The sequence below is a fragment of the Streptomyces sp. NPDC037290 genome (genome assembly GCF_055603245.1).
Window position 1 is genome coordinate 17,248 of record NZ_JBVJVZ010000003.1, and the last position, 23,233, is coordinate 40,480.

At 70.0% G+C, this 23,233-nt stretch carries 19 protein-coding genes and 4 pseudogenes; 13 read left to right on the forward strand and 10 right to left on the reverse strand.

From position 1 onward, the window contains the following. Window positions 1-654: 654 nt before the first annotated feature. Window positions 655-1,869, forward strand: coding sequence for a L,D-transpeptidase (locus ACZ7HQ_RS10765; protein ID WP_470988866.1), 1,215 nt, complete (start codon window positions 655-657; stop codon window positions 1,867-1,869). Window positions 1,870-2,505: 636 nt separating this feature from the next. Here the strand turns inward: ACZ7HQ_RS10765 and ACZ7HQ_RS10770 are convergent. From ACZ7HQ_RS10770 to ACZ7HQ_RS10785, 4 genes and pseudogenes are all read right to left on the reverse strand, one after another. Continuing rightward, window positions 2,506-3,033: a hypothetical protein gene (locus ACZ7HQ_RS10770; protein WP_470987172.1), complete on the reverse strand. Its 528-nt coding sequence runs from the start codon at window positions 3,031-3,033 to the stop codon at window positions 2,506-2,508. 101 nt (window positions 3,034-3,134) lie between these two features. Further along, the gene (locus ACZ7HQ_RS10775) at window positions 3,135-3,842 is read right to left on the reverse strand and encodes an SDR family oxidoreductase (RefSeq protein WP_470987173.1); all 708 of its coding nucleotides are present in this window, start codon (window positions 3,840-3,842) and stop codon (window positions 3,135-3,137) included. After that, window positions 3,812-4,850, reverse strand: a pseudogene (locus ACZ7HQ_RS10780) (DMT family transporter). Before ACZ7HQ_RS10780 ends, ACZ7HQ_RS10775 begins: the two are co-directional and overlap by 31 nt. Window positions 4,851-4,898: 48 nt before the next feature. Beyond that, a complete protein-coding gene (locus tag ACZ7HQ_RS10785; protein ID WP_470987174.1) occupies window positions 4,899-5,252 on the reverse strand; it encodes a YciI family protein in 354 nt (117 codons plus the stop codon). 101 nt (window positions 5,253-5,353) lie between these two features. Here ACZ7HQ_RS10785 and ACZ7HQ_RS10790 point away from each other — a divergent pair, with 101 nt between their 5' ends. From ACZ7HQ_RS10790 to ACZ7HQ_RS10805, 4 genes are all read left to right on the forward strand, one after another. Continuing rightward, window positions 5,354-6,211 carry a LysR family transcriptional regulator gene (locus ACZ7HQ_RS10790; protein WP_470987176.1) on the forward strand — a complete coding sequence of 286 codons (858 nt, stop codon included), beginning with the start codon at window positions 5,354-5,356 and terminating at the stop codon, window positions 6,209-6,211. Between the two features lie 381 nt (window positions 6,212-6,592). Then, a complete protein-coding gene (locus ACZ7HQ_RS10795) occupies window positions 6,593-7,468 on the forward strand; it encodes a PhzF family phenazine biosynthesis isomerase (RefSeq protein ID WP_470987178.1) in 876 nt (291 codons plus the stop codon). Window positions 7,469-7,541: 73 nt separating this feature from the next. Further along, the gene (locus ACZ7HQ_RS10800) at window positions 7,542-7,673 is read left to right on the forward strand and encodes a hypothetical protein (protein ID WP_470987180.1); all 132 of its coding nucleotides are present in this window, start codon (window positions 7,542-7,544) and stop codon (window positions 7,671-7,673) included. Between the two features lie 306 nt (window positions 7,674-7,979). After that, window positions 7,980-8,390, forward strand: coding sequence for a VOC family protein (locus tag ACZ7HQ_RS10805; RefSeq protein WP_470988869.1), 411 nt, complete (start codon window positions 7,980-7,982; stop codon window positions 8,388-8,390). 14 nt (window positions 8,391-8,404) lie between these two features. Here the strand turns inward: ACZ7HQ_RS10805 and ACZ7HQ_RS10810 are convergent. From ACZ7HQ_RS10810 to ACZ7HQ_RS10820, 3 genes and pseudogenes are all read right to left on the reverse strand, one after another. Further along, window positions 8,405-9,041: pseudogene (locus ACZ7HQ_RS10810) on the reverse strand (IS5 family transposase); the annotation flags it as partial. Between the two features lie 448 nt (window positions 9,042-9,489). Continuing rightward, window positions 9,490-10,233, reverse strand: coding sequence for a class I SAM-dependent methyltransferase (locus tag ACZ7HQ_RS10815; RefSeq protein ID WP_470987181.1), 744 nt, complete (start codon window positions 10,231-10,233; stop codon window positions 9,490-9,492). A gap of 53 nt (window positions 10,234-10,286) precedes the next feature. Further along, on the reverse strand, window positions 10,287-10,802 hold the full coding sequence (locus ACZ7HQ_RS10820) for a hypothetical protein (RefSeq protein WP_470987183.1): 516 nt from the start codon (window positions 10,800-10,802) through the stop codon (window positions 10,287-10,289). Between the two features lie 135 nt (window positions 10,803-10,937). Between ACZ7HQ_RS10820 and ACZ7HQ_RS10825 the strand changes: the two genes are divergently transcribed. Both ACZ7HQ_RS10825 and ACZ7HQ_RS10830 read left to right on the forward strand, forming a co-directional pair. Beyond that, window positions 10,938-12,212, forward strand: coding sequence for a sensor histidine kinase (locus ACZ7HQ_RS10825; protein ID WP_470987184.1), 1,275 nt, complete (start codon window positions 10,938-10,940; stop codon window positions 12,210-12,212). Continuing rightward, window positions 12,200-12,850 carry a response regulator transcription factor gene (locus ACZ7HQ_RS10830; protein ID WP_067360243.1) on the forward strand — a complete coding sequence of 217 codons (651 nt, stop codon included), beginning with the start codon at window positions 12,200-12,202 and terminating at the stop codon, window positions 12,848-12,850. The genes ACZ7HQ_RS10825 and ACZ7HQ_RS10830 overlap by 13 nt, the downstream gene beginning before the upstream one ends. Window positions 12,851-13,075: 225 nt before the next feature. Here ACZ7HQ_RS10830 and ACZ7HQ_RS10835 read toward each other — a convergent pair. Both ACZ7HQ_RS10835 and ACZ7HQ_RS10840 read right to left on the reverse strand, forming a co-directional pair. Then, window positions 13,076-13,372 (reverse strand): annotated as a pseudogene (locus ACZ7HQ_RS10835) (IS5/IS1182 family transposase); the annotation flags it as partial. 452 nt (window positions 13,373-13,824) lie between these two features. Further along, window positions 13,825-15,279: an FG-GAP-like repeat-containing protein gene (locus ACZ7HQ_RS10840; protein ID WP_470987186.1), complete on the reverse strand. Its 1,455-nt coding sequence runs from the start codon at window positions 15,277-15,279 to the stop codon at window positions 13,825-13,827. Between the two features lie 654 nt (window positions 15,280-15,933). Here ACZ7HQ_RS10840 and ACZ7HQ_RS10845 point away from each other — a divergent pair. The 5 genes from ACZ7HQ_RS10845 to ACZ7HQ_RS10865 all read left to right on the forward strand — a co-directional run bounded on the left by ACZ7HQ_RS10845 (window position 15,934) and on the right by ACZ7HQ_RS10865 (window position 21,350). Continuing rightward, window positions 15,934-17,925 carry an ABC transporter ATP-binding protein gene (locus ACZ7HQ_RS10845; RefSeq protein WP_470987188.1) on the forward strand — a complete coding sequence of 664 codons (1,992 nt, stop codon included), beginning with the start codon at window positions 15,934-15,936 and terminating at the stop codon, window positions 17,923-17,925. A gap of 176 nt (window positions 17,926-18,101) precedes the next feature. Next, the gene (locus ACZ7HQ_RS10850) at window positions 18,102-18,674 is read left to right on the forward strand and encodes a class I SAM-dependent methyltransferase (protein WP_470987189.1); all 573 of its coding nucleotides are present in this window, start codon (window positions 18,102-18,104) and stop codon (window positions 18,672-18,674) included. A gap of 22 nt (window positions 18,675-18,696) precedes the next feature. After that, window positions 18,697-19,869, forward strand: coding sequence for a bifunctional class I SAM-dependent methyltransferase/NUDIX hydrolase (locus tag ACZ7HQ_RS10855; RefSeq protein ID WP_470987190.1), 1,173 nt, complete (start codon window positions 18,697-18,699; stop codon window positions 19,867-19,869). 66 nt (window positions 19,870-19,935) lie between these two features. After that, window positions 19,936-20,769: a GNAT family N-acetyltransferase gene (locus ACZ7HQ_RS10860; protein ID WP_470987191.1), complete on the forward strand. Its 834-nt coding sequence runs from the start codon at window positions 19,936-19,938 to the stop codon at window positions 20,767-20,769. A gap of 248 nt (window positions 20,770-21,017) precedes the next feature. Further along, window positions 21,018-21,350: a helix-turn-helix domain-containing protein gene (locus ACZ7HQ_RS10865; protein WP_470987192.1), complete on the forward strand. Its 333-nt coding sequence runs from the start codon at window positions 21,018-21,020 to the stop codon at window positions 21,348-21,350. 58 nt (window positions 21,351-21,408) lie between these two features. On the opposite strand, the gene ACZ7HQ_RS10870 is transcribed toward ACZ7HQ_RS10865, so the two are convergent. Then, complete coding sequence (locus tag ACZ7HQ_RS10870; RefSeq protein ID WP_470987193.1) at window positions 21,409-22,146, reverse strand: hypothetical protein; 738 nt, start codon at window positions 22,144-22,146, stop codon at window positions 21,409-21,411. A gap of 865 nt (window positions 22,147-23,011) precedes the next feature. On the opposite strand from ACZ7HQ_RS10870, the pseudogene ACZ7HQ_RS10875 reads away from it, so the two are divergent. Then, window positions 23,012-23,223 (forward strand): annotated as a pseudogene (locus ACZ7HQ_RS10875) (VOC family protein); the annotation flags it as partial. Between the last annotated feature and the right edge of the window lie 10 nt (window positions 23,224-23,233).

Sequence of the window (23,233 nt, forward strand, 5' to 3'; positions counted from 1 at the left end):
CGCCAGCGCTTCGAGGACATCCACCGCCTGCTGGAGAAACCCGGGACGATCAGCGCCATCGCCCGCCGTTTGAACCTCGACCGCAAGACGGTCCGCCGCTTTCGCGACACCGACCTCGACGAGTTGCTGGCCTCCGCCCGCGAGCGCCGCTCCAACGGCGTTTTGGAGCCGTTCAAGGGATACCTCAACGTCCGCTTCACCGAAGCACAAGGCCAGGTCAGCGGCACCCGGCTGTTCCTGGAGATCCATGCTGGCGGCTATGGCGGCAGCCGCCAGGTCGTCCGCAAACACCCCGCCGCGCTCCGCGCGGGCACCGCCGAACCGGTCCGGGCCGACATTCCGAGCCCTCGCAAGATCACCTCGTGGATCATGCGACCCATGAACGCGTTGCCACTGCTCCCGAGCGTGCAGGGCATGGGCTGCACGGGAGCGGCGAGCGCAGATCGGCTACAGGCCATCCGGCCGTCGGGCAGAGCCTCGGCGACGCTCTCGCGGCGCGTGGAATTCACCACAATCACTCCCTTCAAGATGGATGAATGCATAAAGATGGTTATTTACGGCTGGTTGCACTCCTCTGGTAACCAGCTCCAGGTATCAACGATCAGTGGCTTGGAGAAGCGTTTGATCACGGCACGTAAGCGACGCACCGGACTGATGGCCACGGCCGGCGTACTCGGCGGCGTATGCGCACTCACGGCCCTCAGCGGTACCAGCAACGCTGCCACCAGCGGAAACGGCACCGGGGATCACCCGAAACCGCAGGCGCAGGCGCAGGCAGACCAGCCGGGCGCCCAGGACACTTCCGACGCCCGCATAAAGATCACCCCCGGGCAAGGTGCCTATAGCATCGGGATCAATGACCCCGTCGGCGTCACCGTCAGTAACGGAAAGCTCACCAAGGTGACCATGACCGCCGTCGCGACCGGTACCGAGATCCCGGGCACACTCGCCGCGGACGGCACCTCCTGGAAGCCGAACGGCCGACTGGAGCGAGCCACCAAGTACCAGGTGGCCGCAGAAGCCGAGGACGCCAAGGGCCGCCCCGTCACCGGGAACGCCACGATCACCACGGTCTCCCCCGCCAACGACTTCATCGGACACCTCTCCCCCGAGGACGGCTCGACCGTCGGCGTGGGCATGCCGGTGACGGTCAACTTCGACAAGGCGATCAGCAACAAGGCCGCCGTCGAGTCGGAGATCCACGTGAGCTCCAGCAGCGGCCAGCAGGTCGTCGGTCACTGGTTCAACGACGACCGCCTGGACTTCCGCCCCGAGAACTACTGGAAGCCCGGCTCCACCGTCACCGTCAAGCTGACCCACCGCGGCATCCAGAAGACGGTCACGTTCAAGATCGGCCGAAGCCAGATCAGCACCGTCGACGCGGCGACGAAGCAGATGACCGTCGTACGGGACGGCAAGACGATCAAGACCGTCCCGATCTCGTCCGGCAGCCCCGAGCACCCGACGTACAACGGTCAGATGGTCATCTCCGAGAAGTTCAGCCGGATCCATATGAACGGTGCGAGCGTCGGCCTCAAGAAGAAGGACGGCAAGCCCGCCTACGACATCAAGGCCGTACCGCACGCCATGCGCCTGACCGACTCGGGCACGTTCATCCACGGCAACTACTGGGGCGCGGACTCGGTGTTCGGCAAGGTCAACACCAGCCACGGCTGCGTGGGCCTGAAGGACGTCGTGGGCGGCAGCGACGGCAGGCAGCCCGCCGCATGGTTCTTCGACAACTCGATGATCGGTGACGTCGTGATCGTCAAGAACTCCGAGGACAAGACCGTGTTGGCCCCGGACAACGGCCTCAGCGACTGGAACATGCCGTGGACCGAGTGGGTCGCGGGCAGCGCGACCAGCTGACGCCGCCGCGTCACTCCACGCACAGGAACATGCATCCCCTCCGCCAGGCGGCCGACACCGTGTCGGCCGCTGCCTGCCGCATCAGGGCGCTCGAGCAGCTGAACCATCGAGTCGTCCTTCCGACTGCAGGAGATCATCCTCCTATGGCTGTACCAGCGCCCCTGCGCACGCGGGACCGCTGGGTCCCGGAGCCGACGCTGGTATGGTCCGGCGACGCCTCCGGCTGACGGCGCCGGCCCGTCCACGGACGTCCTACCCCCGCCGGGTTCGGGCTCGCCGGATCAAGGTACGCGCGCGAGAGCGCGGACGGCTGGTGGGCGGCTCACCGGTGCCGTACACGTACCGGCACGCCTGTGATCGGCCGCTACGGCCAAGCAGGGCGCCGCCGGCTCGTCGCGCGCACCGCGCCGCTGTCCTCCGACGCGCGCCGTGACGTCGGCGCCCTGCTCTATCGGGCGGAACCGCACATCCACCGGTGCCTGAGGCACGTGGCTGTTCCACTCGCGTGGCCGTCTCCGTGAGCCGCTCTCGCGCGTACCAGGCCTCCGGCGCAGGGACCGTCCGGCGCGGGGGCCCAGGGGAATTCGCTGGCCTGCGGGGGAGGTGGCTCGCGTCGTAAGGATCAGTGCCGCCCTCTCACCAGAGCCCGATGGGCTCCCTTGCGGCCGCCCGGAGCAGGATGTCTCGCGTGGAACCCATCCTGTACTTGTCGACGCCACTGGAGAGTTCGGCCACCTCGAGCAGGAGCGGCCGGATATCGACACCGGCGTCCCGCGCCTGCTCGCACAGACCGTGCAGTTCGACCATCATGTCCCGTGCGTCGCGGCCCTGGTCCTCGACCGACATCTCCAGCAGTCGCTGCCGGAAGCCTTGGAGCGTGGGCTCGAAGGGCAGCGTCGTCGCCCAAATGAACGAGTGACACCGCGCCAAGAGCGCGCGCAGGACAGTCCGAACGTCGTCGTCGCCCTCCTCGTAACGGGAAAGCACGTCCCGCAGCGCCGCCTCGGCCTCCGGCCGAACCCCCGCCTCGTCCAGCGGACGCGGGCCCTCCCGCAGCTTCCGCAGCCAGTCGGGGTCGGTGTGATCCACCGGCCTCGTCGCGATGGGCTTGATGCACGCATCGATCACCGCGACCCATTCCTCCAGCTCCGCCAGTTCCCCCATGGCGACCCCTCCCCGTTCGGCTACCGGTGGCATACCGCGGCCCGCCCTCGACGGCGGGAGATTACGGCCATTGGAGCATAGGTCGCCGGCGTGGAGGGGTGTTACGGGTGCCGTGTGGTGGCTGTTGTGCCGGGGAGGAGTCCCAGAGCCGCCTTGGTCTGTCGGGTGCGTTCGTCGGCGAGTACCTCCGTCCGGCCCGCTTCGACGGCGTCGAGGGTTTGTTCGGCGATCGCTTTCGGTGTGTTCTTGGGGCTGGTGACATGGGCGGCCATGTCGGTGTCGATGTAGCCGCAGTGGACGCCGACGACGAGGACGCCGGTGGCGTGGAGTTCGCAGCGGATCCCGTTGGTCAGGGCCCAGGCGGCGGCCTTGGAGGCACTGTAGGAGCCCATCGCCGGGTTGGTGAGCCAGCTCGCGATGGACAGCACGTTGACGATGGCGCCGGGCGTGTTGTCGATGAGCAGCGGCGCGAAGGCGCGGCACATGGTGAGCGTGCCGAAGTAGTTGACCTCCATCTCCGTGCGGGCCGCATCCATGCAGGGTGCGGCCAGCAGGGGGCTGTCGGTGAGGACTCCGGCGTTGTTGACGAGCAAGGTCACGTCGGAGCACTTCTTGGCCGCGGCGGCCACCTGTGCGGGATCGGTGATGTCGAGGCGGACCGGAATCACTCCGGGCTCCACGACCGAGCGTGGGTCCCGGGCCCCGCCGTAGACGCGCCGGGCGCCGCGTTGCAGGAGCGTCCGGGCCATCACCTGCCCGAGCCCGCGATTGGCGCCGGTCACCAGCGCAGTCGCCCCATCGATCTGCATGCATCAACCCTACGTAGTGGACCACTTGAGGTGGACGGCGGTCTCGTACACTTCCAGACCGCGACAGAAGCCGGCCGCCCGGCTGTCTCGGGTCGCGGCTCCCCGGCTGTGACCGGAGCCGACCGGGCGCCGCGCGCCCGGGACCGCGACACCGCCACGCCGGCGAGACACAGCACGCCACCCATGAGGGTCAGCGCCCCCGGCGCCTCGCCGAGCAGCAGCCATGACATCAGCACCACCAGCGCGGGCACGGCGTACGTCGTTGCCCCATCCGGCTCGCGGTCGTACGGGCGGGGGCGTAAGCCCAGGTGGTGAAGGCGAGCGCGGTCGGGAAGACGCCCAGGTACACCATGTCGAGGGTGGCCGACGCCGGCGCTTGGGCGGCCTCGTGCACCAGCTGCCCGGCGAACGGCGTACAGGCCACGGCGCCGATCAGACACCCGAACGTCGTCACCTGCAGGGCACTCGCCCTCCCCAGCGCGGGCTTCTGCGCGACGGCCCCGGCAGCGTAGGCGACGGCCGCGAGCAGACACAGGACGACTCCGAGCACCGAGGACCCACCACCGGACGACATCGACAGCCCGACTGTCACCGCACCGGCGAAGGACACGGCCAGGCCGGCGACGAGGCGCGGCGGCATCGGATCACCGAGGAGACGAGCGCCGAGCAGCGCTATGAGCAGTGGGCCCACGTTCACGACAAACGCGGCGGTGCCCGCGTCCACCCGTTGCCCGCCCCAGTTCAGGGCCACCATGTACAACCCGAACCACAGCAGGCCGGACAGCAGGATCCCGCGCCAGGCGACTCTCGGCGGCAGCCCTTCTGCCGCACCACCGAGATCAGCCCCAGCGCCAGAGCCCCCGAAGCAAGCCGCCCCAGCGCGAGCGCACCCGGCGAGTACGCGGTTCCCGCGCTGCGGATCGCCACGAAGGCGGAGGACCACAGCACGACGGTGACGGCGGCGGCGCCGGTGGCGAGCATCCGCGGATGGGTCCGCGTGGCGTTCATCGTGCTCCCGAAGTCAAGACGCGCTTCACCTACGGTGTCGTTCTTCACCTACGGTGTCGTCGGGGCGTTGGGTGGTTCGGGGCGGACGTGGTCGAGCGCACGGTGTTCTGGCTGCACCGGCATCGGCGGCGCGGCGGCCCCTGCCGGCGTCCAGGTCGGTTCGAACCGGAGGATGTCGGCGGTGGCGGCGCCCTGGGTTATGAACGGGTCGGACGCGACGGCTGCCTCGATCGCCGACGGCTCGCCGTCCGCGATGATCAACCCGCCGGTGCGGGGCTCCAGCGGGCCCGCGTAGCGCACCATGCCCTTGGCGAACACACCGTCGGGGTTGGTGTAGTGGGCGTCCTTGAGCGCATCGATGGTGTCCAGGGACGCGTGGTAGTTGAGCACGATCACGTACATGCCCCAAGTCAAACGCGGGCCGCCCCCACAGCGCCAAGACCGGTTCGTCACGGGCCTATAGGCTGGGACCTATGGGCGGTGATGAGGGGGGTGGACCGGACATGGACGAGTTCTCCGGCATGGAGTTGCGGCATCTGCGGTACTTCGCCGCTGTCGCCGAGGCCGGCACCGTCACCGAGGCGGCCCGGCGTCTGCGCATCGCCCAGCCCAGCCTCAGCCAGCAGATCCGGCTCCTGGAGCGACGCATCGGCGCGCAGCTCTTCCGCCGCCTGCCCCAGGGGATGGAGCTGACCGAGGCGGGACAGCTGCTGCTGGGCGGCGTCAACCGCGCTTTCGGCGAGCTGAGTTCGTCGATCTCGGCGGCACGCGCCACAGCCCCGACGGTGACCGTCGGAGTGTGCCGGGGCGTGCCGCAGACCGTGCTGGCCACAGCGGAGCAGGCCATCAGGTGCGGCCGACGGCTGCGGCTCGCCTACGAGCGGGTCGACTCCCGCCTCCAAGGCGATCTGCTGCGCGCGGGCACCCTCGCCTTCGGCATCCTGCGCATGCCCGTCGACACCTCGGGGCTCCACCTCCGCACGGTCAACGACGAGCCGCTCGGCGTTGTACTGCACGCCGGCCATCCCCTCGCCGACCGACCGGAGCTGACCTGGTCCGAACTGCGTGATCAGCGGTTGCTGTGGTTTCCCTCGGAACGCGCCCCCGGCTACGCGTGCACCATGCTCACGCACCTGCGTGAGCAAGGCTGGACCCCGGACACGGTTCTCGACGATCACGGCAGCCATACGCTCTTCCGCCACCGCCTCATCGGCGAGGACACTCTGGTCGCGCTCCGGCCCCGAAGCAGTTCGACCGGTGATCCCGACCTCGTCTGGCGCCCGGTCGGGCCGGAACCGCCTCACGAACGTCTGGTGCTGGCCACAGCTACCGTGAACGGGGAGCGAGGTGGTGTCACGTAACCCGTGTGTCGGTCATGCGATGGTGATCAGACGCCATGGCGACGTGGTCTCGGCATTTCGTGCGGCGTGGAGTGAGTAGGTGATGTCCGCGGGTATCGGGGCCTTGTATCGAGACAAGGCCGGTCCCAGGCGATCAGATCGGCGCGGCCCTCAGGGAACAGACCGGGACCTGTCACGTTGACGCGGTCGGTCATTGTCCGCCTCACCGCCCAGGACGAGTTCGCCACCCTCATTACCCGTTCCCATCCGACAGGTGTGGACCACGCACAGCTGGAACAACCGCCTGAGGCTATGTATCGATGTGCGGCTCGCCTGCTGTGGCCGTCCACTCCTCCACCGCGTCCGGGAATGGCCACAGGGCCGCCCCGCGTTGCCGCAAGTATGACGACGAATGCGCCGCGGCCCGAGGTGCTGCGATACACCGCCTTCTCCAGCACCCCCGACGGCGGAAACCCCGCCGGCGTTGTTCTGGATGCCACTGACCTGGGCGACAGCGACATGCTGGCCATCGCCGCGGACCTCGGATACTCCGAGTCCGCGTTCCTGACCGCGCCACCAGAGGCCCTCGGTGGCCAGGCGGGACGGGCGTTCAGCATCCGCTACTTCAGTCCGAAGGCCGAGGTGCCGTTCTGCGGCCACGCCACTGTCGCGACCGCCGTCGCGCTCGCTGAGCGGATAGGCCCCGGGGAGTTGTTGTTCGCGACGCGCGCCGGCACCGTGCCGGTGGAGGTGGCCGAGGAGGGCGGAACCATCAGGGCCACACTCACCAGTGTCGAGCCGCACATCGAGGAGATCGCCGCGGCCGACCTCACGGAGGCGCTCGCCGCGCTCGGCTGGCCTGCTGCCGATCTCGACCCGGCCTTCCCGCCCCACGTCGCGTTCGCCGGTGCCCGCCATCTCGTTCTCGCGGCGGCAACACGCGCGCGCCTCGCGGATCTCGCGTACGACTTCGCGCGCCTCGAAGCCCTGATGCACCGCTTGGACCTGATCACGGTCCAGTTGGTGTGGCGCGAGTCGGCCACCGTCTTCCATGTCCGAAATCCCTCCCCCGTCGGCGGCGTCGTCGAGGACCCTGCAACCGGCGCCGCGGCCGCCGCATTTGGTGCGTACGCCCGTGAGCTCGGCCTGGTCCCCGAGGAAGCCGTCCTCACCCTGCATCAGGGCGAGGACCTGGGCCGCCCTGGCGAACTCACGGTGACGCTGCGCTCGGGCGACCCGCACGTCCGTGTCAGCGGCACGGGAGCCCGCATCAGCTGAAGCACCGGCTGCGCGATCGCTGACTGGTAAATCACCACCCGCCCCTCTAGGCACTCAAGGAGCGCCTGGCAGCTTGATCGCGACCCAGACCGTCACGTACTGGCAGCGGTACGGCGATACGGGCAGCCAGTCCGCCGGACCCTTGTCGGCCTTCTGTCGGCTGGAGCTGCCTGAAGAGGCGATCGGCGATGTGGGAACACCCTGATCGTTCGCGTGTGCCCGTCGGCGCTCCTGCGCCCAGGATGCCGCGCAGGAAGCCACTTCTGGTGTACCTGTCACGGTGCCGCGGCTCAGCGAGCTCACGTTCGTGGTGAACAATGAGGCCAGGCAGGTGGCTTGGCGGCTGTTCGTCGAGACCGTCATCCGGGCGTCGACCCAGCCGCTGGCCGATGACGAGGGGCTGCTACGGGAAGCCCTCACCTTGCCGTACGGTCTGTCGACCACGACTCGACAGCCGACCTGGGGCCCGTCTCAAAGTCCGGCTCATCTGATCTTGTGGCAAGATCGCGGGATGCTACGACTAACCGACTTCATCATCGATTGCCCGGACACGATGAAGCTTGCAGCCTTCTACTCTGAGGTGATGGGGCTCCCGGTCAAGGAGGGCAGTAACGAGAACTGGGCCGGTATCCAGTTCGGCGAGGTCGAACTGGCCTTCATCCAGGTGGAGGACTACCGCGCCCCGCGGTGGCCGGACAGCGAGCACCCCAAGCAGTTCCACCTCGACTTCGAGGTCGACGACATCGAGGCCGAACAGCGCCGCGTTCTGGCCCTCGGCGCGACCCTGCAGCGGGACTGCATCGGCCCCAACGGCTACGGCTTCCGCGTCTACGCCGACCCCATCGGCCACCCCTTCTGCCTCTGCCGCAACAAGGGTGTCATCTGGACCGATCAGGGCCTCATCTGGCCCAAGCGCGACTAGGGGTTTCGTTCGGATCACCTGGCTGACCGGAGGAGGACGCTCGCAACCTGGAGTCCGGCCAGGTAGATGGCTGCTGTCGTCTCGTAGCGGGTGGCGATGCTTCGCCACTGTTTCAGGCGGTTGATGCAGCGTTCGACCGTGTTGCGTTGCTTGTAGGTCTCGCGGTCGAAGGCGGGTGGCCTGCCACCCCGGCTGCCGCGTCGCAGACGGTGGCCGCGTTGATCGGCCGGCACGGGGATGACCACCCGGATGCCGCGCCGACTGAGGTGCTCACGGATGGCCCGCGACGAATACGCCTTGTCTGCGAGGACTGCCGCTGGCCGGGTCCGGGGCCGTCCACGCCGTCGGGGAACACTCAGCCGCGCCATCACGTCAGCGAAGGCAGGCGCGTCACCGGCCTGTCCGGCGGTGAGATGGAAGGCCAGGGGCCGGCAGTTGCCATCGGCCGCGAGATGGATCTTCGCGGGCAGTCCGCCACGGGACCGGCCGATGGCGTGGTCGTACGGCTCGTCGGCCGGGGCCCCTTGTGCGGGCTCCGGCCGCGTGCTGATGGGCTCGCACGGTCGTGGAGTCCACCGAGACGACCCAGTTCAGCTCCTCGTCGGCGTCGGCCTGTCCCACAAGTGCGGTGAACACCCGCTCCCCTGTGCCCCGGTCTGAAACGTCCAGGCGATGGCGTCGATCACCTCTCGGTGGACAAACGAGCAGACGATCCGAAGGGAGCGACTACACGCAGCCGGTGTCATCGGTTATCCCGGCAGCTGTCCACCAGGACATCACCCGGGCAGCCATCGCTTCCGGCTCTGACGGAAGAGGGGTGAGACCGAAGTGGTCTTCCAGCTCATGCCGCAGGAACTCACCGTTCTCCGCCTGGTCGGCGCCCCCCGGAGCCGCTGAAGGAGAGGGACGAGCATGCAGTCGTACCGACGCACCCGCCCTATCGCCGCCGCCCGGGCTTGCTGCCGGAGAGGACCCAGCACGATCGGAGACCGGCATCACGCAGCACAAGCCGGAGGACTCCCCTCTCACCTTGCGGGGGCGCCGCAGTTTTCGTGGCCGGCCGCGGTGGGGGCGGAGCCTCCTCGCCTCCTGGAGCGGCCTACCGCGCGCCAGGTTGTTCATCTCGGTGCGCTTCCCCGTCGTTGGTGTCCCGGTCGCTGTGGGCGAGGCGCTCGCTCTGGTGGCCTTGCGCGTCGGCTCTGCAGGGTCGGAAACGGGCGAGGTATGCCGGGCTTGGGCCGCGGCGCTCGGTCAGGTGGAGGCCGGCGGCGTCGGCGAGCCGGTGCAGCCGGCCGAAGGGGATCCAGTGCCGGTCGAAGAACTCGCCGATCACCAGCCGCCCGCCTGGTGCCAGCACCCGTGCCGCCTCGCGCAGTACCCGATCCGGCTCGGGGATCTCGCCGAGCGCGGTCACGGCGTATACGGCGTCGAATGTCCCGTCGGCGTAGGGCAGTTCACGTGCGTCCGAGCGGGTGGGCCTGATCGTCGCCAGGCCGTCGCGCTCGGCGCGGCACATCACGTGGTCGAGCATCTCCTGCTGGATGTCGAGCACATCGAGCCGTCCCTCCGGCCCGAGCTGCGGGGCGACGTGCAGGGACTGCAGGCCCGTCCCCGGGCCGATCTCCAGGATCCGTTCCCCCGGCCGCGGTTGCAGTACGGCGTCCATCCGGTCGGTTGTCAGGAACGGCAACGGCACGTCAAGGAGGCCGCGTTGGGCGTACGGATAGGGCGCCGTGTCGCCCAGCCACCAGGCGGCGGCCAACGCGGCGCCGACGCCGGCGGCGACCGCCCAGCGGGTCCGGGCCGGGATCGGGGCGACGGGGGCGGTGGTGATGCGGTGCATGGTGTTCTCCGGTGGATTGATTTGGTCCGTAGTGCGTAGTCGGGGGGTCGGCGTCACGCGCGCCGGCCCAGCGCCCGCAGCGCCAGCCGGCCGCACAGCGCGGCGAGCGGCAGTTCGGCGCCGAGCGCCATGGCGACCGCGGTGGCGAAGTCGCCGCCCGGGGCCGCGGTCGTGGTGTCGAACCAGGCGTCCACCACAAGCAGCGTCGCGGTCGCGGCGGCTGCCAGGGCGTGCCGTCGGTCGCCGCGGGCGGCGAGGAGGCCGGTGGCGATCAGGCCGAGCGCCTCCAGAGCGTCGAGCCCGACCCAGGCGACCGGCCAGTGCGCCGCGGTCGCGGTGGCCGGCAGGCCGGTGGCCAGCACGTACAGCCACGGCAGCAGGGCGAGCCCGCCGGCGGCCAGCAGCCACCCGGCCCGCCGCATGCCCCGCGCCGGGCGCGGCTCCTCCGCCTCTTCGTGGAGCGGGATGACCTCGGCGCCGTCGAAGCCCTCGGCACCGGCCACTTCCTCATCGCACAAGGCCAGTTGACGCATCGTCTTCCCCCGCTCCCCGCCGGCTCTTCCCTTCACGTGCTCCACCCTCCGCCGCACACCAGGGCGCCGTCAGTCACGCAGGGTTCCGACCCGGGGTGGAGACAAGTGCACCCCCGAACCGGGCACGAGCGTCATGGCACGGGGATGGCCTGCGGCTTTACGGTTTGACGCATGCAACTCACGACGTGGCTGCGGCTGGTGCTGGGCCGGCCTTTCCGCAGGGCGGGACACCGGACCGCGCTCGTCGCCGCCGGCCTGCCGCTCCATCTCGCCGTGGTGCCACTGTGGCTCTGGCTGCTCGGCACGATGGCGGCGTTGGTGCGCGCGCCCGGCGCGGTGGCCGTGACTCCGCTGCCCGTGCTGCTCACGCTCATGGTGACACCCCTGCTGACCGCCGGGCAGCGGCGGCGCTACCAGGCGCTCGTCGGCAAGGACCTCCCGCGCCCCGCCGTACCCGGGCCCGGACGCAACTGGAAGTCGGTGGTGCGCCGGCTGACCGGCCGGGCCTTGTGGCGGCAGGTCTGCTACCACGCCGTGGCGGGTCCGCTGCTCGCCGTCCTGGACCTCGCCGTCCTCGCCGTCTGGGCCGCCGCTCTCGTGGCCGCCTCCATCTACGTGTGGATCTGGGCGCTGCCCCCGCAGTGGCGGGTCACCGACCTCGGGTACACCACGCAGGCCGCGTACATCACCGCCGGCGGCCTCGCCCTGCTGTTCCTCGGGCCCCGCCTGACCGGCGCTCTGGTGCGGCTGGAGACCCGGGCGGCCGAGGTCCTGCTCGGCCCCAGTCGCACGGAGAAGCTGGCCCGCCGGGTCGCCGACCTCGCCGAGAGCCGCGCCGGCGTGCTCGACGCCGCCGACGCCGAGCGGCGGCGGATCGAGCGCGACCTGCACGACGGCGCGCAGCAGCGCCTCGTCTCACTCGCCGTCAACCTGGGCCTGGCCAGGGCCACCCTCGGCGACCTGCCGGAGGACGCCCGCAAGGTGATCGACGAGGCGCACCGCGAGGCGAAGGAGGCGATCGCCGAGCTGAACAACCTGGTGCGCGGCCTGCATCCGGCCGTCCTTGAGGACCGCGGCCTCGACGCCGCGCTGTCCGGGGTCGCCGCCCGCCTCCCGATCCCGGTGCGCGTGGCGGTGGACCTGCCGCAGCGCCCCTCACCCACGGTCGAGGCCGTCGCGTACTTCGTGGTCTCCGAAGCCCTGACGAACGTGGTCAAACACGCCCAGGCGACCCGGGCGGACGTGACCGTGGAGCGGATCGGGGAGACACTGCTGGTGGTCGTCGCGGACGACGGCGCGGGCGGCGCGGATCTCGCGGTGTCCGGCGGTGGCACCGGGCTCGCCGGGCTCGCCAAACGCGTCGCGTCCGTAGACGGCACGTTCTCCTGCCGCAGCCCCGCCGGGGGCCCGACCGTCATCACCGTGGAGCTGCCGTGCGCGCCGTGATCGCCGAGGATTCCCTCTTGCTGCGCATCGGCGTGGTCAAGGTGCTGGAGGCGGCCGGCTTCGAGATGTGCGCGCAAGTCGCCGACGCAGAAGGGCTGCTGGCGGCCGTCGAGGAGCACCGGCCCGACATCGCCGTGGTCGACGTGCGCATGCCGCCCGGCTTCACCGACGAGGGAGTACGCGCCGCGCTGGTGATCCGCCGCCAGTACCCGCGTACCGCCGTGCTCCTGCTGTCGCAGTACGTGGAGGAGCGGTACGCCGCCGATCTGCTCGCCGCCAACACCTCGGGCGTCGGCTATCTGCTCAAGCAACGGGTCGCCGACGTCGAGGAGTTCGCCGAGGCGGTACGCCGGGTGGCGGCCGGCGGCACCGCGCTCGACCCGCAGGTCGTCGCGCAGCTGCTGGTGCGCCGGCACAGCGATCCGCTCGACCGGCTGACACCGCGCGAGCGGGAGGTGCTGGAGCTGATGGCGGGCGGCCGGTCCAACTCCGGCGTCGCCGCCGAGCTGGTGGTGAGCGAGAGCGCGGTCGCCAAGCACATCAACAGCATCTTCACCAAGCTCGACCTGCCCAAGGCCGACGCCGACCACCGCCGCGTCCTGGCGGTGCTGCGCTTCCTGGGCGTGGCGACCGCATAGTGCGCGATCACGCCCGCTTTCCCAGTCGACAACGGTGCTGAGCAGCACTTAGTGGGGAATGCGGCGCCTTCGGACAGGTGCTCTCCAGGCCATCCGTGAGCTTGCTACGAGAAGACAGCAGCCATCTACCTGGCCGGACTCCAGTTGCGAGCATCCTCCTCCGGTCAGCCAGGTGATCCGAACGAAACCGCCTGGTAGGCCGTGTTTCGAAGCAGGTGGAGCCATTCGTTGATGGCGGTGCATGGTCAGCAGGCTCGGGAATGGTGCGGGGATCTGGCGCCGCCGCGGGTGGGCGCGGATGGCGCGGGAGGAACACGCCTTGTCGGCGTGGACCCGCTGCGGCCCGGTCCGCGGTCGGCCACCATCCGGCCGGGCGATGCGGATACCGGCCATCACCGTCTCGAAGTGCGGGGCTTCCCCGGCCTGCCCGGCGCTCAGGACCAGCGACGAGGGCCTTTGCCCGTGCTCCCAGGCCAGGTGCAGCGGGGTCGACAGCCCGCCGCGGGAGCGGCCCAGCGCGTGATGGTGGAACCCACACTCACCTGCCGGTCGACCAGCCCCGCCGCATCGGCCCTGGCCTGCAACACGGCCAGCATGCACGTCCGGACTCCGTGCTGGTCAAACCCCACGTGCTGACAGCCTTGTTCGGCACCCTCCGCCCGCTTCCAGGGGATGGCCAACGGGCAGGCGCGGGAGCGGCTGCGCCGCGCCCCCGGTCGGCTCCACGCGCCCGGCCTGGCTCGAGCACGATGGGCCGCCTACTTGTCATGGACGGCCCCGTCATCCGCCTGGGCCTGGAGAAGCTGCCGTCCGGCGGGGCGGAACAAGCAGGCCGGCCGTGGTGGTCCGGTACGGCGCCAACCGCGGCTGACGGGGACCGTTGCTGGTGGCCCGCCCCCGAGGGACCATGTCGCCAGCCGGGCGAGCGAGGGGCCCTGGGGGTTTGGAGCGTCGATGAGCAGGTCAGGGGCCGGTCAGCGGGTGAGCACGCCGAACTCGTTCCCGGGCCCAGCGAGCTGGGGGTCGACCGGAGGCTTCACCACGCGGGTGGGCGTGGTTCCGGCGACCTTGCCGTCTTTCGTCCCGACCGACCAGACTTCCGACGTGTTCGCCCGGACCGGCAGGGCGATCTCGGGCTGCCCGTCCCCGTTCAGGTCCGTGGTCTTGAGCAGGTCGGGGATGCGGTAGACACCGGCGGGGCGGGGCAGGCCGGCCGCGTCGTAGCCGTAGAACGCGGCACCGGTGCCGGTCACCCCCTTGGCCGAGCCCTTGAGCACGTACATGCCGCCCCCGCTGATGTAGCACTCGCAGGTGGCGTGCCGCTCGCCGGGAGCGCCGACGATCAGATCGGAGTAGCCGTCGCGGTTGAGGTCTCCCGCGGCGATGTCGGCGCCGAAGACGTCCCCAGCCTCCACTCCGCCCGGAACGCCGGTGCTGTCCTCGGTGAACACCTTGGTGGCACGGTTCTCGTCCACGCCGCCGGAGGCGCCGTAGCTGATCCGGACCCGGCCCGCGTTGCGCTCGGAATCCTTCTGGTACGTCCAGTCGCCCACCGCGATGTCGCCGTACCCGTCCTTGTCGAAGTCGGCGACCACGACGCTGTTGCCGCCCGGGACGGTGACCGCCGTCCGGCGCAGCCCGGACGCGCCGCCGAGCAGCACCCGGCCCTGCCGGCGGTCCTCGCCCAGCACCACCAGGTCGTCGACGGCGCCCTTGTTGATCCGGCCGACGGCCAACCGCTTCTGGGCGTCCCTGTAGGTGAACGCGGCACCCACGTCCACCGGTTGGACCGAGGTGGGCGAACCGTCCGCCTTGAACGGACCCCGGAACAGGCGGATCGCCGTGGAGTAGCCGACGATCAGATCGGTCTTCCCGTCCCCGGTGAAGTCACCCGCCTTGAGCACCGCGCCGAAACCGGGTCCGGCATCCGCGCCGGTCATGCGGGTGCCGCCCTTGAGGCCGGCGGGGCCGCCCCAGAGCAGGGTGACCTCGTCGCGGACCCCGTCGTGCGAGGCGACTGCGAGGTCCGCGTAGCCGTCGGCGTTGAAGTCGCCGCTGGCGAGCGTCCGGCCGAACCGCTGGTCCTGCCCCGCGTCCCCCGGAACGCCTGGGCTGTTCCGGGTGATGGCCTTCAGGCCCGTCTTCTGGGCGCCGTACTTCGAGCCGTACGAGACGGTGACGTACCCCGCGCTCGGGGCCTGAGCGGGGTTCCCGTCCGGACCGGTGATGTTCACCGTGCCGTCCGGGGCGCCGATCGCCAGGTCGTGGTACCCGTCACCGTTGAAATCGTCGGCGTACCGGGTCGGCGCGGGACCCGTGCCGACGGCGTCGGCCCGGGCACCGGTGGAGACCACCAGGCCCCCCGTGACAGCGGTGATCGTCGTGGCCGCCGCGGCGATCACGACGGCGTGACGGATATGGCTGCGCATGTCCGTTCCCCCATAGAAGATCTCGATAGATTGCCCCCACCAAGACCACTGACGGGCACGAACGGTTGTGCTGATCTTTGTGTCGCGCCTCCCGGCGGTCCGGCATCCGCGCCCGTCGTGCGGGTGCCGCCCTTGAGGCCGGCGGGGCCGCCCCAGAGCAGGGTGTGGAACGTCAGAAGGCCACCGCGCGAAGAATCTTCGAGGACCTCGCCGCCCTCGGCCGCAACCAACTGCTCCTCGGGCGCAAGGCCTGCAGACGCCCCGGGCGCCCGAGCAGCGGCACGCTCGGCGTTTTGGCCACCGCCGCTCCAGCGCCCGGCCCAGGGGCCGCAAGGGTCGATGCAACCCGCAAGCTCCGGCGCGCGCTCAATCCCGGGGTTACCAACACGACCGAAACACATGTGTTCGAAATTCCGGTCGGCTCGTTGAACCGTACGAGCTGCCAGCCACGCAACCGTCAAGGGGGACCACGTTGACTTCGGCCAGGACACAAGCACATGCGACTCCCCCTGACGTGGCCCGGAGCGAGGAGTGCTCGTGCCGCGAGGGGTCCGGCCGCAGGCCCGCCGTGCGGATGATCACGGTCACCAGGACGCGGTGGCTGCCCACGCCGACTCTCCGGGCGCTGAACCGGCCCGTGCGAGGAGGCGCGCTGTGAAGAGGTTCTTCGGACGCGTGCGGATGGCCGAGCCGGAGGTCTCCGACGCCGAGCAGGAGCTTTTCGGCGGTCCTCTGCGCTATGACTCGGGCTGGTCGGAACACGAGCGTGCCTGGCTCGACTTGACGATGGTGTCGGCTCTGCGCTCCATGCCGAGGCTGGTCGGGGCGACCTTGCGGATGGCGTGGCAGGCGGACCGCCGCGCACTGCTCACGGTCGCCATCAGCGAGATCGGCCAGGGTGTCACAGCGGCCGTCGGATTGCTCGCTGTCAACGCCGTCATGCACGCGCTGCTCGGCTCGGGCACGCCCGGCCAGCGGCTGCACGCAGTTCTGCCGGGCCTGCTCGCCGCCGCCGGAGCTGCCGTGGTCAACTCGGGCCTGGCCGGATGGTCCACCTCGCGGGCGGGCCGACTGGAGCCGCTGGTCGAGCGGATCGCCACGACCCAGTACCTGGCCGCCGCCGCGTCCGTGGAGCTGGAGGCCATCGAGGACCCGGAGTTCCGGCGGCTGATCGACGTCGCCCAGTACGGCGCCGGATCCGCCCGCCGCATGATCAGCGCCTGTGTGGCCGCGCTGAACGGGACCATCTCCCTGATCTCCACGGCCGGCGTGCTCACCATCCTCCACCCCGTGCTGCTGCCGATGCTGATCCTGATCGCGGCGCCGCGCGGCTGGGGCGCGATGCGGGTGGCGCAGGAGCGGTACGTGTCGGTGATGAACTGGGTCGAGCACGTGCGGGCCAGCCGCCTCATCGGCAACCTGCTCACGGAGCGCACCGCCGCGCAGGAGGTGCGCATCCACGCCGTCGGGCCGTTCCTGCTCAGCCGTTACGAGCGGATGGCCGAGAGCGCCGAGGCCGAGCAGGAGCGGCTGGCCTCCGGCAAGGCCGTCACCGAGTGGGTGGCCGCCGCGCTGTCCGGCCTCGCCATGGCCGCGACGTACGCGGCCATGTTCTGGCTGATCATGAGTGGGCACATGGGTCTGGCCGTGGCCGGGACCGCCGTCATCGCCGTCAGGTCCGGCTCGGCGAGCCTGGGCGCGCTGGTGATGAACGTCAACCAGTTGCACGAGGAGTCCCTCTACGTCCGCGACCACGCCCGGTTCCTGGACGAGGCGGCACGCCGCACCATTCCCAGCGGGGGCGGTTCCGTTCCGGCCGAGGTGAAGCAGGTCGTCCTCGACCAGGTCATCTACCGCTACCCGGACCGGGAAGCCCCCGCCCTCGACGGGGTGTCTCTCACCCTGCCCATGGGCTCGGTCACCGCCGTGGTCGGCGAGAACGGCTCCGGCAAGAGCACTCTGATGAAGGTGTTGTCGGGCCTGCTGCTGCCGCAGAGCGGGACGGTGTTGTGGGGCGATGCCGACGTCGCCTCCCTCGACCGCTCCGAGGTCTTCGCCCGCGTCGCGCTGCTCACCCAGGACTTTCAACGCTGGCCCGTGACAGCGGCGTTGAACATCCGGATCGGCCGGCCCACCCGGGAAGCCGGTCCGGAGGACCTTCAGCCGTCCGTCGACTACGCGGGTGCCGGACCGGTCATCGCGAAACTTCCCGACGGCCTGCACAGCCTGTTGGCCCGGATGTTCCGCGGCGCGAGCGAACTGTCCGGCGGCGAGTGGCAGAAGATCGGGCTCGCCCGGACCCACTGGCGCAGCTCCACCTCGGATGCCGACAGCATCCTCATCGTGGACGAGCCCACCTCCGCCCTCGACCCGGAAGCCGAGATCGCCGCTTTCGACCGCATCCGCCGGCTCGCCGCCCCGAACCGGGCCGTCGTCCTGGTCACTCACCGTATGTCCGGCGTCCGCTACGCCGACCGCATCTACGTCCTGCACCACGGACGGCTCGTCGAGCACGGCAACCACGACGAACTCATGGCGGCCCAAGGGCGCTACGCCTCGATGTTCGACGCGCAAGCCGCCCAGTACGCCCCTGCCGGCACCATCATCCCCCGCCCCGCCTCCCCCACCGTCGCAGATCCCGCATGACCCGCTCGGAAGGCCCCAGCGTGACGACTCCCCCCAGCCATCACGGAACTGGATCCCGGCACACGTCCAGCACCGGCAGCGCACGCACCGCGCCACGCCCTGCCCGCGCATCACCGCCCGGCCCAAGGAACCAGGACCAAGATCCCGGCCGTCCCGCCCGCCAGCAAAGGAGCCGCATGGCGACCACCCCAGGCACCGCCGACTACTGGGAGCCGCTCTGGGCCGGCGGACGCCGGTATCGGGAGGTCACCAGCACCGAGGCCTCGCTGCTGGCCGACCATGTCGGACCGGGCCGCGGACGCCCGGCACTCGACATCGGCACCGGCGAGGGCTCCGTCGCCCGCCACCTCCACCAGCTCGGTTACCGCACCACCGGCATCGACTTCGCACCCACCGCCATCGCGGCCGCCCGGAAGGCCCAGCAGGGCGAGGGGCCGACCTGGCGCCTGATGGACTTCGCCTCCGATGACCTCAGCTCCCTGCCGGACCCCGCGTACGCGGTCGTCACCTGCCGCCTGGTCTACCGGTGGATGGACGACAAAACGGCCTTCCTCGACCGCGTCCGGCAGGTCCTGGCGCCCGGCGGGACCTTCTGGGTCGTCACCGTACTCGTGGGCCGACACCAGGAGAACGATCCGTACAGGCACCTCGGGATCACACCCGCCGAGGCCGAGACACTCACCGCGGGCTGGTCCGTCGTACGCAGCGCCGATCTCGACGTGCTGCGCTGCTACGCACTCCGCCCCTGAACTCAGCTTGGAGGTCTACACGTTGGACTTCGAACTTCAGAACCGCCTCGCCTGGGAAGCCTACGGAACACACCACCTGGGGCGCGGTACGCCCCTGACGGAAGTGGACCAGATCACCTGGGGCCCTGCCGCGCATGGGCCGGGGGATGCCATGCTCGGGGACCTCAGGGGCCTGCGCGTCCTGGACATCGGCTGCGGCCCTGGTCGGCAGGCCGCACACCTGGCCCGCACCTACGGTGCGCAGGTGGACGGCGTCGATGGTTCTCGCAGCCAGATCGAGAGAGCGCGCATCCGATACCCCGATGCACCGGGACTACGGCTGGTCCACTCCGACGTTGTCGAGCACCTGGGCACGGCGGCGCCGTACGACGTGATCTACTCCCTCAGCACCTTCCACTTCCTCGACCCGCACCGGCTCCTGCCCGCCCTCGTGACCGCTCTCCGACCGGGCGGACGGCTGTGCTTCACCGTGCTGCACACCAACTCCACTGGTGATGGGCCCACCTCGACCGTCACCCCGCGCCCGGAGATCCTGCACTTGGCCGGTGGCGACGATCTCACGGTGCACATGTGGGTACTCACAGCCGAGCTGTGGGAAGACCTGCTCGTGCGATACGGGCTCCGCGTGCGGGGCGTCACCGTCCTCGACGCGCCGGAGAAGAACAACCACGCCTCCTACCGGCTCTTCCAGGTCCACCGGCCGGCCCGGATCACGGCCCGTCCCCGCACCCCGAAACCACCCGTCGCCCACGCGGCCGTCGGCGTCGGCGCCGTGCTGTTCGGGCCCAAGGGCATCCTCCTGGGCCGGCACCGGCTGGGTACACGAGAGCTGCCCGGCGGGACCGTGGAGCCGGGCGAGTCGTTGCAGGAGGCCGTCGTACGCGAACTCGCCGAGGAGACCGGCCTGTCCGCCGACCCCGCCGGCGTCCGCCTCCTGGGCATGCTCCTCGACCAGGTCGGCGGCGTCGTCCGCATCACCTGGGGCGCGCTCGTCACCCACTGGCAAGGCGAGCCGGCCGACCAGCCCGGCGAGAGCGTCGGTGACTGGCGCTGGTGGCCGCTGGACGCCCTGCCCCCGGACCTGTTCGAGTGCAGCGCCCAGATCCTCACCGCCTGGCGTCCGGGCCTGCCGATCGACCACACCCCCGCCCACTTCACCCCCATCACCGACCCGCCCACGACCCCGTCCGCGTGACCCGAACCCTGAACGGGCAGGAACGCCCGGACGGCCACACCGTGGCCCCCTACAAGGACCGATCCCATGACCACTCCACGCCGAGCCACGCCCGCCGACGCCGAAGGCATCACCCGCCTGCGATCCGAGCTGATCCTCTCCGAACCGCTCGACTCGGCCTGGCTGTCCCTCTGCCGAGACCAGCTGGCCGAACGGCTCCAGCCGGGTGGCGACGCCCGGGCCTACGTCGTAGACGCACCGGAGGGAGGGGTCGCGACCTGCGCCCTGGCTCTGGTCAGCCCCGTACTGCCCGCCCCCCGGTACCCGGAGGGACTGTCCGCACGCATCCAGGCTGTGGCCACGCAACCCAGCCACCGACGCCGTGGCTACGCCAGGGCCGCCCTCACCACGCTCCTCGACGATCTGGGGCAGGAGGGCGTCACCCTCTTCGAACTGCACGCCAGTGACGAATCCAGGTCCCTGTACGAGGGACTGGGATTCGTCAGCGATTCGGCGCTCATGCGCAAAACCGCAGTGCACCCACAAACCCGCGGTCACCACGCGCGCGCCACCACCACCGACGTGTGGGACACGATCCGCCGTCTGGCCGACACGTTCACGGGCCTCGACGCCGAGAGGGGACTCCAGCCAGAGGAGCAATGGTCCCTGCAGGTCCTCAAGCTCGCCGAAGAGGTGGGCGAGGCCGCGCAGGCCGTCATCGGCGCCCGGGGCACCAACCCCCGAAAGGGCCACAGTCACACATGGGGGGACGTCCAGGACGAGGTGGCAGACGCCATCATCACGGGCATGGTCACCCTGGCTCGGTTGCGGCCCGACCCACGTGAGTACTTCACTGCAACCCTGGCCCGCAAGGCCAGGAAGTTCCTTTCCCCGCACTCCTCCGACGAGGTGTCTCGCTGAGGCGGCACGTATGCCGTCGATCTCCCAGACGGCCCTGCACAGGGCTACAGCAAGACGGCAGCAACGCCGACCATTGACCCATCAGAGTGACTTTGCGCCACTTTCCCGGTGTACTCCCGCAGGTCAGCGCCCCGGATGGGATGTCTCCGGCGTAGATTTTTCACCAACTGAGTTTTTAGGTATAGCTAAAGGTGGCATGCTGATGGAGTGGCAACGAGCGTTGTCTCTTCATGAGTTGGGGGTGAATCATGGGCATTTTTGCCCGTGACGAGAGCCGGACCACCCTAGCGGCTTCCCGGATAGCTCGGCAGGCTACGGCCTCGCTGGCCGGCCTACTGGCAGGGCAGGGCAAGACCCGCTCCGATCTGGCGGCGGCCATGGGCGTCAGCCCAGGCCGCGTCAGCCAGATCATGTCCGGCGACGCGAACCTGACGGTCCGGACGCTCGCCGCCGTGGCGGAGGCGCTGGATGCCGACATCCAGATCACCTTCTGTGCCCGACCGCAGGCGACGGACACCAAAGCCCGCAGCAGCACGGACTCGTCGTCCCTTCGGAGCAGCGGGCTGTCGGCCCACCGTTGAGCCCCTTCGGCATCAGCTGTGTCGTGAAGTCGACCGCCTGCAGCTGCCCTCGCCTTCCTCAGCGGATGAGCCAGCGGTCGAGCCAGCGGCGCTGTGGTGGCAGCGCCGGGTTGTGGAACGCGTCGTCGGACATCGCCTTGGCGCGCAGGATCCGGAGCTCTTCGTTCTCGCTGCGGCGGCCGTGAACGTAGGCAAAGCGCAGCAGGTGCCCGCACTGTGCGAGAGCGGTGCCGAACGCCTGGCGGCGGGCGATGAGTTCATCACCGGTCGGCTCACGCTCGCACTGGCGGCACACCTCGTCAATGCCTGCCTGCACGTCCAGCGCCGTGTCGATCGCCGTCTCCACGTCCGCGTAGATCGCGTTGATCGTCTTGGTCTCGGCGGCGATCGGATGCCGCTCCAGCAGGTACAGCTTGAGATCGTGCACGAACACCATCAACTGGGCAGAGGTTTCAATACCGCGTAGGAAGCGGTCCGACCAGGCGCAGGCGTCGAAGTGCACACGCTGCGCCAACCGCTCCCTGACCAGGGCGATGCCCAGCGTCATGAACTTGACGTATGGCTGTGTGGTCTCGTCCTGCTTCCGTCGGGGCAATGCGGTGACCCCAGTCGCGGCACCCGCAACCACCGGAGGAATCGACGCCGCGTGCGGCAGCAGCGCCACCGCGCCGGCGGCGACCGCACCCATCAGCGCCAGCACAACCAGCATCAGAGCGGACGACGCCCAACTGCCCAGAAGCCGTCCCTTACCGGAGAACTCCCTCACCAGACCCACCCAGGCGATGGCCGCGCTCACACCAGCGGGTAACACGTAATCAACCAACCAGGTGTGGTGAAGCCAACCCATCGACAGCAGCCCCCAAGACATTCCACGAACAGAGCGGACCGCCTTCAGCGTGCGCGTGCCGAAAGGCCTCCCTCACGGCACATCTCACACCAGCACCCAGTCCTCTCGCCGCCCACTTGACGCCTTGAAAACTGCAGCGAGTGGAGCTGATGATGTCAGCCAACGTGATACCACGCCGTCACTTCGAGCGGTAATCGGCCAGCGTGTCCGCCCCGTTTCAGGAATCCCGTCGGGCCGCCCAGCGAACTGAGACAGTAGGCGGCCGCGACCAGGGGCCCAAGGCGGCCATTTCGCCGCCGAAGGTCGTTTGGCCAGTCCTCGGTAGCCCTCGTCGGCCTCGGCTTTCACCTTCGGGTGCAGGCGGAGCTGCTCGGCGATGCCCTCAGTGCGCGTGCTGCTTCTCCTTGCCGACCACGTGTGGAGCCGCGCACCGGGCCATTGTGGGACGGCAATGCCAGGCCGGGCCAGCAGAGGACGCATCTCGGGGATTGCACGGGTGACGGGCCGTGTCTCTCCGTGCTGATCACCCCGGTCGACGAAGACCAGCTGGTGATCGGGCTCGGCGCCGGCCGCCCGCTGACGGTCGTGGCCGCGCCGTTCCAGGAGCGCAGACTCACTCTGTGCCGCCCACGGGTCGGCCGCTTCCTCGATCAAGTCGCCGAGATGCGCACGGTCCGAGAAGGACGCGTCACGATCCACTCAACCTTCGCGACCGTCGTCATGTCACGGCCGACCCAGCGCCACCGCGTATCGGGTCGTTGGGCTCACAGACGTGACTCTTCAGCGGAGCTGGAAGGCACGGCACACAGCGAGGGCCTTTATGCGGGCCCCGGACGGCCACAGCAAGCTGGAGCCGACGAAGTACCACACCCCCGCCGTGTCCGACACCGAGCCGCGTAACGCTCCGCCAACCCGCTGGGCCTGCATCGCGTCATGTTCGCCGTCGACGACAGCGCCGACACCATCGCCCGCTGGCGCGCCCACGGCGCCGAACTCCTCGGCGAGGTAGCGCAGTACGAGTCCACCCCGGCGTCGA

Bases quoted from the DNA above. Each gene is read 5' to 3' on its own strand.
- ACZ7HQ_RS10765 (WP_470988866.1), top strand. From the start codon at position 655: ATGGCCACGGCCGGCGTACTCGGCGGCGTATGCGCACTCACGGCCCTC.
- ACZ7HQ_RS10770 (WP_470987172.1), bottom strand. From the start codon at position 3,033: ATGGGGGAACTGGCGGAGCTGGAGGAATGGGTCGCGGTGATCGATGCG.
- ACZ7HQ_RS10775 (WP_470987173.1), bottom strand. From the start codon at position 3,842: ATGCAGATCGATGGGGCGACTGCGCTGGTGACCGGCGCCAATCGCGGG.
- ACZ7HQ_RS10785 (WP_470987174.1), bottom strand. From the start codon at position 5,252: ATGTACGTGATCGTGCTCAACTACCACGCGTCCCTGGACACCATCGAT.
- ACZ7HQ_RS10790 (WP_470987176.1), top strand. From the start codon at position 5,354: ATGGACGAGTTCTCCGGCATGGAGTTGCGGCATCTGCGGTACTTCGCC.
- ACZ7HQ_RS10795 (WP_470987178.1), top strand. From the start codon at position 6,593: ATGACGACGAATGCGCCGCGGCCCGAGGTGCTGCGATACACCGCCTTC.
- ACZ7HQ_RS10805 (WP_470988869.1), top strand. From the start codon at position 7,980: ATGCTACGACTAACCGACTTCATCATCGATTGCCCGGACACGATGAAG.
- ACZ7HQ_RS10815 (WP_470987181.1), bottom strand. From the start codon at position 10,233: ATGCACCGCATCACCACCGCCCCCGTCGCCCCGATCCCGGCCCGGACC.
- ACZ7HQ_RS10825 (WP_470987184.1), top strand. From the start codon at position 10,938: ATGCAACTCACGACGTGGCTGCGGCTGGTGCTGGGCCGGCCTTTCCGC.
- ACZ7HQ_RS10840 (WP_470987186.1), bottom strand. From the start codon at position 15,279: ATGCGCAGCCATATCCGTCACGCCGTCGTGATCGCCGCGGCGGCCACG.
- ACZ7HQ_RS10850 (WP_470987189.1), top strand. From the start codon at position 18,102: ATGGCGACCACCCCAGGCACCGCCGACTACTGGGAGCCGCTCTGGGCC.
- ACZ7HQ_RS10860 (WP_470987191.1), top strand. From the start codon at position 19,936: ATGACCACTCCACGCCGAGCCACGCCCGCCGACGCCGAAGGCATCACC.
- ACZ7HQ_RS10865 (WP_470987192.1), top strand. From the start codon at position 21,018: ATGGGCATTTTTGCCCGTGACGAGAGCCGGACCACCCTAGCGGCTTCC.